The following is a 12,471-nucleotide window of genomic DNA, read 5'->3' as shown; positions in this document are numbered from 1 at the left end:
GATGTGAATCAGTGTTTGCGGAAAATTTTTCAGGCCCCAGCAAAAAGCCCGCCGGAGTTTTATCCTCCGGCGGGCTTTCTATTTACTTGTATGTTCTACATTAGGGCTTAAGGGTTTTTGATGTAAGCCCCTTTGCGCAGGTAGAACCACCAGTTCACCACGAGGCAAAGGGCGTAGAACACCGCAAAACCGTACATGGCCACTTCCGGAGTGCCGGCTTGGATCTGTTGGCCGAGCAGCTTGGGTGCAATGAAGGCACCATAGGCCGCGATGGCGCTGGTCCAGCCAAGTACCGGGCCCTTCTGCTGCTGGTTAAAGATATAGCCGATGCTGCGGAAGGTGGATCCGTTGCCGATGCCGCTGGCAGCGAACATTACAATGAACAGGATCAGGAACAGAGCAAAGTAGCTGTTGGGGTCAGTGGAGTTGTAGGCCAGCATCATCACGTAGCCGGTTGCCACAGAGGCTACAACCATCACCACAGAAATGATCTGGGTAACGATAGAGCCGCCCATCTTATCGGAAATCCAGCCGCCTACTGGGCGAATCAACGCACCTACGAATGGCCCCATCCAGGCCCAGGTCAGTGCGCTGGGTGCATCCGGGTTAACCACGCGGGTAACGGTGCCGTCTGCCGCTACTTCCATCATGTTGCCAAAGATAACGCCGATAGACAGCGGCAATGCAGCCGAGAAACCGATGAACGAGCCGAAGGTCAGGATGTACAGTACTGTCATAGACCAAGTGTGTTTATTACTGAAAATGGCAAACTGGTTTTTGATGTTGGGCTTGATGTCGCCGGGAATCAGGCGCAGCAGAACTACAGTTAGAACAATGGTTAGTGGCAGAGCTAGCCACATATTCATAACGCTGAGCGCCCAGACACCTGCAATTGAGGTCAGAATGCCCACGCCATAAAGCCCGAGAATTTTTCCGAAAGCCGATGCAGGGTTTCCGGGGTTCGGGGTGACGACTTTCAGGTTGTTCATGCCGAACCAGCCGGCAAAGGCTAGAGGGATTAGAAATACTAGCCAGATAAATCCTGCGTTTTGAATCCAGGTATCTGTTCCAGCCTCAATGCGACCAATCAGAGTACCGCTGGGGCTCTGAAGTTGCATAGGCTCGCCCGCAAGAAAACCAAAAACGCCAACGGTCATCACCAGCGGAATCAGTATCTGCATAGTGGTAACGCCAAAATTACCTAAGCCAGCGTTCATGCCAAGACCGTAGCCTTGCTTGCTCTTGGGATAGAAAGAGCTGATGTTGCTCATGGAGCAAGCAAAGTTGCCGCCACCAATACCCGAGAGCAGTGCCAGTGCTTGGAAAACGATGAACGGTGTATCTGGATTCATCAGTGCAATGCCAGTGCCGGCAGCGGGGATCATCAATAGGGCGGTAGTGAGGAAGATGGTGTTACGGCCACCGGCAATCTTGATCATGAACGATGCGGGGATTCGCAGGGTAGCGCCAGACAAGCCGGCAATCGCAGAGAGAGTGAAAAGCTGCTCGATGCTGAAATCAAAACCCAAGTTTTTCATCTGGGTGGTGATCATTCCCCACATCAGCCATACCGCAAACCCCAAGAGCAGGCTAGGAATGGAAATCCACAGGTTTCGGGAAGCAATTCGCTTGCCTTCCTTCTCCCAAAAATCTTCGTTTTCGACATCCCAGTGCTCGATGTCGGCGTTGGTTTTAGCCATAACAATACTCCCTTGGTTAACCTACCCTGTGCCGCATCGGGCGCGGTTTTCGGGCTTCTTGCTACCATTGTGCAAAGCTAAGCGCCTGTCTATTCATGACATTTATCAAGGAAAGTTTAGTAAAAAAGAGGGCGCTTTAAGTGGCTTGTGTTCATGCCGTAATGCGGGGCTATAACTACATATAATTCAATAAGATGCCATGGTGATATCACCAAGTGGGTAATCATTCAAGCGGTTGGCTCAGGAGAGGTAGCCACTCATTTCCGGCGGCTTTTTGCATGCTTGGCGAGAACGAGTAGCCTAATAGTTACCCATAGGTAAGCCAGCGCCCAAGTGCTTGCAGAAAGCCATAACAGTATGGGCGAGCTGAAGGGCGAGGGGCCCGTGATAAACCGGCTAATTGCAGCGATGGCTATAAGGGCTGCAATGGGTAAAACTTCTCCTGCGGGCGGTGGTTTGCGATGGCTTCTTTGCCAAGCCAGGCGAAGCATTACGCTGGACGACAAGGTTCCCAGCGCTCCGATGGTAATCAAATGCAGGGCGGGAGCGAGCGATTGGCCGTGCAGCAGCGCCAAGCCTGTAGCAAAGGCACCAATGGCAAGCCAAATATACCCGAGCGCCAAGATCAGCAGATCAGGACGCTCCGGGCAGAGCCATAGTTTCCAGCGCAATGTGCGCAAGGCGATTAGCCCTGAAGCACAAATCAACAAAGTGCCGGTTAGAGTATTCGCTGCTGGAAAAACCGTGAAAAAAATGGAACTTCCGAGCGCAAGGATCAAAAGGCCCTCGATTCGAGGCTGAACCCGGGCTTCCAGAGGAATGCCTTTTTTCTCCAGAGTGCCCGCCACTGCCGGGGCAATCAGCCGCCCGCCCATGAAGGTCATTAATAGCAACAACCCAACGATGGCGGAATGCATCAGGGCGAAAGGGCCGGGCAGCCAAAATGTGTGCGGTACCGCCAGCGTTGTTGAAAGCCAGAAAACGACCGCGAGTAGACAAATCAAGAGAATGAGCGGCCCTACCATTTTATTGCGCCACTTCTTTGCGGCATTGAAGCGAGGCACGACATGCCAAGCCAACAGCAACGCAAAAGAGGGGCCTAGAAGCTGGGCTAAAAGACTGTGCGGGAACAGAATCCAGCTTAGCCGCGCTGCTAGCCAGAGGCCAAAAAGAGGGTAGAGCACAGCATGAGTTTGTGGGCCAAGCGTATAGCCAGCAATCAGGGCCAGCGCAAACCCGAAAATCAGTTCATGGCCATGCCCGGCGCCAAGCAGCCCTGCCGGCCATCCTGTGCCCGACCAGACCGCCCAAACAGAGAGTGGTACAGCCAGCGCAGCCAGCAGGCTTGCGGCAGGAAAAAACAGCCAAAAGGCTTGGGGTTTTTGCTTACGCTTGTTGCTTGAGTTGTTCAAGGTCATTCCGGTTGATTGACGGTTTGGCGAAAGGCGCCTAAAAAGAATAAGTAGAAGCCATCATAATATTGCAAAAGCTGTCCCGTGAGGCAAATGCACTTACCCGAGAGCAAGGAGGTTCACAATGAACGTTTCAAGCATGCTTAAACTTCCGTTTTCCAGCAATGGGGGCTGGGCCGAACTCCAGCGTAGGCAGTTCTCCATTCCTATGCTTGCGTGGTTTGTTGTAGTGCCCCTGTCGCTCTTGCCACCTGTGATGCTCTATTACGCGGGCACCCATTATGGTGATGACTTTATTACCGGCTTCGGTGGAAAAGAGTGGCGTTTTATAACGACCATTCTCTTTCTCGCAGAATTGTTAACCTTCTTTGTAATGGGCTGGCTAATACACGCTGTTGTAGATAGCCATAAGTTGAAGGTCAGCTACAACGATGCCTATTTACTTGCGGCAATAGCGCCCATTCCGCTTTGGTTATCGTCGTTGACATTGCTTGTGCCGGTATTGGCTCTCAACGTGTTGGCGGTTTTCGCGGCGATGGCGCTTTCCTGCACCCTCGTGTACCAAGGCTTGAGATCGCTTTGCCACCGCAGCCCAGACGATGTGCTTACTATGTCTGTTACCTACACAGTGATGGCGGCCTCACTGCTGGCTTGGGGTGTGTTAATGGCGTTGGTTTGGGCGTATTGATCCAGACGCTCCCGCTCAGTGGGCTTGAGGGGATGTATATAGCCCCGCAGCGGGGGTTAAAAACCACGCGTTGTGCTGCGCATTCGCTGTACCGAACCTTCATAAAATACCGAAATGGCTTGGCAGCAGTCGGCTCTTGTTTTTGCACTTCAGGTGTCTGTGTCATGTCTGCGTTCCTTGTCCTTCAAAAGAATCTGTCTACCAAGTATCGACCATTGGTCGGCGGCGGGCTTGCCTTGGCCCTGCTTTTTTAACGGACTTGAGCCCCCGAATAATCCAGCTTCGGGTTTCGAATGGGTCAATTACCGCGTCAATTTCCAGCGATACCGCCATGCTCAGGGCTTTACCCTGCTCATAGTGCTTGGCGACCAGCTTATCAAATAGAGCTTTTTGCGCGGCCTCGTCGCCAGCCTTCGCAAGTTCATTCTTGTACCCCAGGCGTACTGCACCTTCCAGCCCCATGCCTCCAAACTCCCCGGTGGGCCAAGCCACGGTGAAGAAAGGGTTGTGGAAGGAGCCTGCGGCCATACCCATAGCGCCAAGCCCATAGCCTTTGCGCAGCACAATAGTGAACACGGGAATCTGCAGGCTGGCGGCCGTCACGAACAGGCGGCTGGTGTGGCGAACCAGTCCGGATTTCTCGGCCTCTGGCCCGACCATGAAGCCCGGGGTGTCGCACAAGCTCACCAGTGGCACATCGAAGGCATCGCACAGCTGCATGAATCGGGCAGCCTTGTCTGAGCCATTGGCATCGATGGCACCGCCAAGGTGTCTTGGGTCGTTGGCAATGATGCCTACGGGGCGGCCTTCAATGCGGGCAAAGGCGGTGACCATGCCCGAGGCGAAATCTGGCCTTAGCTCAAGGTAGCTGTCGCTGTCTGCCAGGGTGCGAATTAACGCGCGAATGTCGTAGGAGCGTAGACGGTTTTCCGGAATGCTTGAGCGTAGCAGACGTTGGTCGTCGCATTGCCAATCAGCGGTGGCTCCCTGGAAATACGACATGAGTGTACGGGCGACTTGAGCGGCCTCTTGCTCGTTCTCTACCAGACAATCCACTACACCGTTGGCCACCTGCACAGACATGGGGCCAACATCTTCTGGCGCGAATACACCCAAGCCGCCACCTTCAATCATTGCCGGGCCTGCCATGCCCAGGCTCGCGTTGCGGGTGGCGATAAGCAAGTCACTGGAACCGGCGAACACCGCGTTCCCGGCAAAGCAGCGGCCAGACACTATGGCTATGCGTGGCGCCAAAGCGCTTAACCTTGCGTATTGCAGAAAGCTGGGGGTGTGCAGGCCAGCGATCAGGGTTGCATCATCGGTATCACCGGGTCGTCCGCCACCACCTTCGGTGAAGAAAATAACCGGCAGATGTTGCTCTTCCGCTACATGCAGAATCCGGTCGGTTTTGCGGTGGTTCATGGTGCCCTGGGTGCCGGCAAGTACGGTGTAATCGTAAGCCAGCACCGCACAGCGAGCCTGTTCTTCGCCAAAGCTGTCACCGTTCACCGCGCCCACGCCCGTTACCAAACCGTCGGCCGGTGTCGATTGCATCAACTCTTCGGCTGACCGACGCTTGCGCTGGGCGGCGAAGGTGAGGGCACCGTATTCCATGAAACTGCCCGGGTCGCAGATATTGGCGACGTTTTCCCGTGCCGACAGCATGCCCCGCTTGTGGCGCTTGGCTATTACCTCCGGGCGGGCTTCATCCTGAGTCAACCGGTGACGCTCAAAGGACTCTGCCAGATCCGGGCGTATGTGGTTCAGGTCGACCGCTTTCTCGGTCGTTTCTGTGTTTTGGGTTCCCTCGCCAGGTTCGATATAGGCAATTGCCTGGCCTTCGCTCACGTAGTCGCCATGTTCAAGTGGAAGGCTATGAACACTGCCTGAAACAGACGCTTGTATCTCATGCTCCATTTTCATGGCTTCAATAATGGCGAGGGTTTGGCCTTTGTGTACGTTTTCCCCTACCGCCACCAGAGATTTGATTAACTGCCCTTGCATGGGAGCTGAGGCAGCCTCTGTACCTTCCGGCGCCTCTGTTCCGGGCGTGGTGCTCTCGGTTTTTTGTGCAGGTCCTGTGGTGGAAAACAGGCGAGGATGCTCCTGCTCGCACTTGGCAACCAGCGCCGCCATCTGGTCGTCCACATAACGGGTATACACGCGGTTATCCGCAACATCTGGTTGCGATAACAAAGCCTGCAGGAAGCTGATGTTCGTTTTAACCCCTTCAACCCGGAACTGGCACAGTGCCCGGTAGGCTTTTCTTACCGATTGGGCGTAATCCTGTGAGCGGCTGTGCACAATAACTTTGGCCAACAGGGAGTCGAAATTAGGGTTGGTGGTGTACCCGTTGTAGCCGTAGGTGTCGACCCGCACACCCGGGCCGCCGGGTGGTTCGAATACGCTCAGCGTGCCGCCGCTTGGGCGGGTAACTCCGCTGGCGTCCAGGGACTCCATGTTGATACGACACTGAATGGCAAATCCGTTTGGTGCAGGGATATCGGCTTGTTGTAGCTGAAGACTCTGGAGGCTGGCTCCGCCAAGCACAGCAATCTGCGCCTGAACCAGATCAATTCCGGTGATTTCTTCGGTGATGGTGTGCTCTACCTGAAGCCTGGGGTTGGCCTCCATGAAGTAGAAGTCAGAGCCGTTTGCGTCCACCAGAAACTCAAAGGTACCTAGGCCTGCGTAGTTTACTTCGTGCGCCAGGCGCAGAGCTGCGTCGAGCAGTCGGTTCCGGGTGGCTTCGGAAAGCGTGGGGCTGGGAGCAATTTCAATCAGCTTCTGGTTGCGCCGCTGCAGGCTGCACTCACGCTCCCATAGGTGTACGGCGTTTCCAAAGCCATCGCCCAATACCTGAACTTCGATATGGCGGGCTTGCTCAATAAGCTGTTCAACATATAGATCGTCGTCGCCGAAAGCGGCTTTGGCTTCACGGGCACAGGCGTGGAAGTTGGCTTCAATATCATCGCCCGGATGAACAATGCGCATGCCCCGGCCACCGCCGCCGGATATGGCTTTGATCACAGCTGAGGCATTGCCATTCTGGTTGGCAATGAACGCTTTGACTTCGTCGAGGGAGGTGCGGCCCTGGGTGCCGGGTGTTATGGGCACGCCGCACTTTAGCGCAAGTTTCCGTGCTGCAGCCTTATCCCCAAGCTGTTCGAGGGTGTTGGCATCCGGGCCGATAAACGTAATGCCTTGTTGCACGCAGCGGCGGGCCAGTTCCGGATTCTCGCTCAAAAATCCATACCCAGGGTGCAGGGCATCGGCTCCTGCCTCAATCGCGGCCGCGATGATCGCATCTATATCCAGATAGGCTCGGGCACCTTTTCCGGGCAGCTTGATGGCCTGATTCGCGTGCTGGATATGCAGGGATTCGCTATCGTCTTCAGAGTAGACCGCAACAGATTCCAGGCCCATGTCTCCAGCGGCTCTGGCGATTCGAATGGCGATTTCGCCGCGGTTGGCGATCAGTAGCTTATTGAATTTCACTCACGTACCTTTTTGTTTTAACTACCTGTTTTAACTGCCGGTTTTACTTGTAGAATCAGCGATTCAGAATTATTTTGCTAGCATATCCCGCAAGGCTTTGCGGTTCAGTTTACCTACGGCCGTTTTCGGTATGGTGTCGATAAAGATGAACTTTCGCGGCTTTTTGTAGGATGCGAGCTGGTCCCCGATGAATTCAAGCAGCTCCGCCTCAGTTACTTGGGCATCAGGCTTTACCGCGATGGCTGCGGTGACTGCTTCAACCCATTTTTCGTCTTTGGTGCCTACCACAGAGCACTCAGCAACTGCAGGGTGTCCCATGAGAACGTCTTCAACTTCCCGTGGGTAGACGTTGTATCCACCGGTGATAATCATGTCGGATGTGCGGTCTTTCATGTGCAGAAAGCCTCGCTCATCAAAAACGGCGACGTCACGGGTTCTCAGCCAACCGTCTTCCGTAAAGGTTTCGGCGTTCAGTTCGGGGGCGGTGTAATAGCCTTTCATGGTGATGGGTGTGCGCACCAGAATTTCGCCGGGCTGGCCTTCAGGTACGTCGTTTCCGGCTTCATCTACCAGCCGGAGTTCCACATCGACGCAGGGGCGACCGCATGAGCCGAGCAAGTCGCCATGATGATCTTCAGGGCGCAACACAGTCATGCCCAGCGGGCATTCGGTTTGACCGTAGTATTGCCAGAAACGCTCCTGCCCCCAGATTTCCATGGCCTTTTCGATGACTGGGCGCGGCATGGGGGAGGCACCATAGATGATGTGCTTGAGGCTGGATGCGTCGGTTGATTCCACCTGTGGGTGACCCAGCAGCATTTGCAGCATGGTAGGAACCAGATTGATGGCCGTAATTTTTTCTTTGGCGATCAGTTCCAGATAAAGAGTGGGATCAAAAGAATCCATAATCACTGTTCTGGCACCGCGCAACCAGAAAGGCAGCACGAACACACCGCTGGCATGGATCAACGATGCGGCATGCAGCATGGCATCATCGTGCTCCGGGCTGATTACGTTCATCAAAACGTTTTTGCAGATTGCAGCATAGGAGGCCTGAGTGTGCTGCGCCGCTTTGAGCGTGCCGGTGGTACCCGAAGTAAACAGGGTGGCCACTACATCGTCGCCTTGCACGGTAATCTCTGGCGCTATGGCCGATTGGGCGCTGGCTGCCTCGGCAAGGTCAACGCCACCTTCCAGCTTGCTGTCCAGCCCCAGGCACTCCAGCTCCGGCAGCTCGGCTTTCAGAGCAGCGGCATGATCGGCCAGATCCGCTCCGAATATCAGCATTTGGGCTCCGGTTTCCTGCAACATTTTTGCATGTTCGCGAACAGAGAGACGGCTATTCAAAGGAACGCGGTTAATGCCTTTTTTCACACAGGCAAAATCCACCGGAACGCTGTAAGGGCCGTTGTTGAGCAGCAAGGCGATGCAGTGTCCCTGTTTTATCCCTGATGCGCTCATGGCGTTTGCCAGACGGCTGCTTAGTTCATCCACTTCACGGAACGTAAAGGACTGATCCCGGTAGATAATAGCTGTGCGGTTTGGGTAAGCTTTTGCACCGCGGTTAATCAGGTCGAGGTAAGTTGTTGTCATAGTATTACCCTCTTTTATTTTCTATTTTAGTTATTGAATTCGCCGTGGCGGCCTGCACCCTTGGCAAACCGTTGGGCGCCTGCAATGGCCTCTTCGAACACGATGGGATAGCCCTTCTTGCCTTCATTGCGCAGGGCGTCTGCCAAAGGTAATTCCCATTGGCGGTAGGCGGATGCACGATCTGCCAGCATGCATTGTTGAGGGAATTCTGCGATTTGCCGAGCCAGCGCCTCAGCTGCATCGCGGCTTTCTCCATGGGAAACAACGCGATTCGCAAGCCCCATCTGAAAGGCTTCATCTGCTTTCACCGGACGGCCCGTTAGGATCATATCCAGAGCACGGGACTGACCGACTACGCGGGGCAGGCGTACTGTTCCGCCATCAATCAATGGCACCCCCCAACGCCGGCAAAACACGCCGAACACGGCGGACTCTTCGACTACCCGCAAATCACACAGCAGCGACAATTCAAGGCCGCCTGCCACCGCGTAACCTGATACAGCCGCGATTACAGGTTTGCTTAATGCCATGCGGGTCGGGCCCATTGGGCCGTCGTCCTTACCTTCGGAATCAATGTTGTTGCGGGTTTTGGGGTCGTGCATTGCTGTTAGGTCAGCGCCGGAACAGAAGGTCCCATTCGCACCCCAAAGAACGGCGACACGTAAGTTTGGAGCGGCCTCGAAGTGCTCGAAAGCCGCTAAAAGAGCGGCTGCCGTAGGGCCGTCTACGGCATTTTTCTTGTCAGGGCGGTCTAGAATGATGGTGCAAATATGACCTTGTTCTTCAATGCGAACGGCAGGGGTGTCCACGTTAGTATCTTCCTACAAATGAAACTGGATTCAATGTATCAGAAGAGTAGCACGCTTATTAATTGCTGCCATCATGTCGCGTACGGAAGTACACCAAAATAAATGGCACTGAAATGACAGGCACTGCCGCCGATTACGAATAGGTGCCAAACCGCATGCATATAGGGAATACGGTCGGCCAAATAGAAGGCAACGCCAGCGGTGTAAACGATGCCGCCAGCAATCGTGAGGTTTAGCGCAGTTTCGTTCAGGCTTGCCACCAGATCTGAGGATGCAAACGTAATGAGCCAGCCCATGGCTACATAGATGCCTACACGTGCAAGCTTGAATCGGTTGGCGAAGGTGATTTTCAGCACTACCCCGGTAATGGCTAACGACCAGATTATGGCGAACAGTGTCCAGCCTACAGCTCCACGCATGTTTACCAGAAGAAATGGCGTATAGGTGCCTGCAATTAGGAGAAAAATCGCGCAGTGGTCCAGAGTTTTAAAGGATTTTTTCAGCTCGGGGCGGCGAGCGCCGTGATACAGGGCAGAGGCCATGTATAGCAAAATCAGGGAGGCGCCGAATATGCTGAAACTGATGATTTTCCAAGTATCGTGCAGCTGGGTGGCGCCAGCGATCAATATGATGGTGCCGATTACGCTGAGCAATGCGCCAATGCCATGGGTGGCGCTATTCAGCCATTCTTCTATGCGCTGGTGAGTTGGGGTTGATAGAGATTGCGATGTGATCATTGGTAAAGAGTCCGTATTTGCGATGGCAACACGGTACTTCAGCGTACAGGTGTACGCAATTAATCAGAGAGACTATTCCGTGATCCGCTGCTACCGGAGTCGGCTCCAGCAGAGCAGCGGTTCAGGTTGATTAGCTCGGAACTCACTCCAGAGAAGGGAGGAAAAGAACGACCTCGGGAACTGCGACCAGAAATATCAGAATCACGAAGTCCATGACCAAGAACCAGAATATGCCCCGAAAGATCGCTGAGGTAGAAGCCAGATTGCCTACAACGCTTTTAATCACAAACACGTTCATGCCGATTGGCGGTGTTATCATGCCTATCTCCAGTAACTTTGTTAGTACTACACCGAACCAGAGTAGGTTAAGGCCGGCACTGTCGACGATTGGCAATATGATGGGAAGAGTCAGCAACATGGCTCCGATGGGCTCAAGGAACATACCTAGAAATACGTAGATCAGAACGATTGCAAAAAGCAGCATGAAGTGGCCCGAGTTCAGGCTTATTATCAATTCGGATAAGTAATCTCCCGCCCCGGATAACGCCAGAAATCGAGTGAGCAGGCTGGCGCCAACCGCGATAATGATAAGAGCGCCGGTTGTCATCAGCGTCTCAAGAATCGCGTTGCGAAAACGAGCCCAGTTGAGGCTTCGTTTAAGTGCAGCTACTACGAGGGAAAGAAAAGCACCAACAGCACCCGCCTCGGTAGCAGTGAAGATGCCACCGAACAAACCACTGAATATACCAATCATAATTAGCAATACAGGCCAAGTGTCCTTCAGTGCGCGGATTTTCTCGACGGTGGGAATGACTTCATTCGTATCGGGTGCGAGCGAGGGGTTGAGCTTTACTCGTATCAAAATCACAACGACATAGCCGATAGCGGTTAGAATGCCTGCGCTGATGCCCCCAAGGAATAGCCCTGTAATGGACTGCTGCGCGATAATGCCGTAAAGGATCATGATTATTGAGGGTGGTATCAAAGCCCCGATTGTACCTGCTACTGCAACCGTGCCCGTAGCCAGTTCAGGATGGTAGCGATGGCGAATCATTTCCGGAACGGCGATCTTACCCATAGCCGCTGAGCAAGCTACGGACGACCCGGAAACTGCTGCAAAGCCTGCAGAACCGAACACTGCCGCGATTGCCAGCCCTCCGGGCACACCTGATAGCCACATTCGAGCAGCGCGAAACATCCCTTGTGTGAGCTGGGTGTGGTAGCAAACAAACCCCAGCAATAAAAACATCGGTACAGAGCTTAATACCCAGTTCGAGGCGAACTGGTAAGGAATAATGCCGAGGGAGCCCCAGGCAATTTTCCACCCCATCATGTACCAGAGTCCACCGAAGGAAACCCCGATTAAAGAGACACCAATCGGAACTCTTAATGCAAGAAGTGCAACTAATATCCCGAGCCCGGATAGTCCAATTTGTACGTCAGACATTGTTATTCTTCCACCCCGTCATTAGCGTTCAGGTCGTCGGCTTGCGCTGTAAACGTATCCAGTCCTGATTTTGTCCTCAGGCAGGAATTTGCCAGTTTGTAAAAAACCACCAGCGTCATGAGCCCGCAGCCAAGGGGCAGCACGTAATAGGTGATCCAGATAGGAATGGCGTCGCTGCCTTGCACAACCGAAGCACCAAAACTCCTTTTTTTCTCTGCTTCTTCCCATGTGCGAACAGACAGCAGTGAAAAGACGATTGTCGACAGAAGAAAAGACAGGCGTTCCAGGTTGCGCTGTATCCAAATCGGGAATCGGGCTGTAATCACTTCGACTGAAATGTGAGCGTTTTTCTGTTCAGCGAATGCCAGAGGAATGAATACCGCAATAACCATGTAGTAATAGGAAACAATGGAAATGGTGCCCGGAATGGGCGAGTTAAGAAGATAGCGACTAGCAACGTCCAGAGTGATGTGTAGCATCATTAACGCGATTGCTAGCCCGCCGAGTATGGTCATCAAATTCGTGACCATAGATAAAAATCGACCAATACCGTACATGCTTGTCCCCACTACGCCCCAGAGGGTCGG

Annotated in this window: 9 protein-coding genes; 1 reads left to right on the top strand and 8 read right to left on the bottom strand. The window is 53.7% G+C overall.

Features of this window, described 5'->3' with window-relative positions; genetic code table 11:
* Positions 1-107 precede the first annotated feature (107 nt).
* Positions 108-1,700, bottom strand: a complete 1,593-nt coding sequence (locus tag FE845_RS04250; protein WP_200361964.1) for an antiporter — start codon at positions 1,698-1,700, stop codon at positions 108-110.
* Positions 1,701-1,957: 257 nt separating this feature from the next.
* A complete protein-coding gene (locus FE845_RS04245; protein WP_200361963.1) occupies positions 1,958-3,118 on the bottom strand; it encodes an NnrS family protein in 1,161 nt (386 codons plus the stop codon).
* A gap of 118 nt (positions 3,119-3,236) precedes the next feature.
* Here FE845_RS04245 and FE845_RS04240 point away from each other — a divergent pair, with 118 nt between their 5' ends.
* The gene (locus tag FE845_RS04240) at positions 3,237-3,800 is read left to right on the top strand and encodes a Yip1 family protein (RefSeq protein WP_200361962.1); all 564 of its coding nucleotides are present in this window, start codon (positions 3,237-3,239) and stop codon (positions 3,798-3,800) included.
* A 198-nt stretch (positions 3,801-3,998) separates the two neighbouring features.
* Here the strand turns inward: FE845_RS04240 and FE845_RS04235 are convergent, their stop codons facing one another.
* From FE845_RS04235 to FE845_RS04210, 6 genes are all read right to left on the bottom strand, one after another.
* Positions 3,999-7,298 (bottom strand): carboxyl transferase domain-containing protein, encoded by a 3,300-nt coding sequence (locus tag FE845_RS04235; RefSeq protein ID WP_200361961.1) that lies wholly within the window; start codon positions 7,296-7,298, stop codon positions 3,999-4,001.
* Between the two features lie 69 nt (positions 7,299-7,367).
* Positions 7,368-8,891 (bottom strand): class I adenylate-forming enzyme family protein, encoded by a 1,524-nt coding sequence (locus FE845_RS04230; RefSeq protein ID WP_200361960.1) that lies wholly within the window; start codon positions 8,889-8,891, stop codon positions 7,368-7,370.
* A gap of 26 nt (positions 8,892-8,917) precedes the next feature.
* On the bottom strand, positions 8,918-9,700 hold the full coding sequence (locus FE845_RS04225) for a crotonase/enoyl-CoA hydratase family protein (protein WP_200361959.1): 783 nt from the start codon (positions 9,698-9,700) through the stop codon (positions 8,918-8,920).
* A 71-nt stretch (positions 9,701-9,771) separates the two neighbouring features.
* Positions 9,772-10,437: a PAQR family membrane homeostasis protein TrhA gene (gene trhA, locus FE845_RS04220; protein ID WP_200361958.1), complete on the bottom strand. Its 666-nt coding sequence runs from the start codon at positions 10,435-10,437 to the stop codon at positions 9,772-9,774.
* A 142-nt stretch (positions 10,438-10,579) separates the two neighbouring features.
* Positions 10,580-11,884: a TRAP transporter large permease gene (locus tag FE845_RS04215; RefSeq protein ID WP_200361957.1), complete on the bottom strand. Its 1,305-nt coding sequence runs from the start codon at positions 11,882-11,884 to the stop codon at positions 10,580-10,582.
* A gap of 2 nt (positions 11,885-11,886) precedes the next feature.
* The gene (locus FE845_RS04210; RefSeq protein WP_200361956.1) at positions 11,887-12,441 is read right to left on the bottom strand and encodes a TRAP transporter small permease; all 555 of its coding nucleotides are present in this window, start codon (positions 12,439-12,441) and stop codon (positions 11,887-11,889) included.
* Positions 12,442-12,471: the final 30 nt, after the last annotated feature.

It is taken from the genome of Marinobacter sp. 1-4A (assembly GCF_016597725.1).
GTDB lineage: Bacteria > Pseudomonadota > Gammaproteobacteria > Pseudomonadales > Oleiphilaceae > Marinobacter.
Note: the sequence above shows the minus strand (reverse complement) of the source record. Positions and strands in the feature narration are given on the sequence as shown.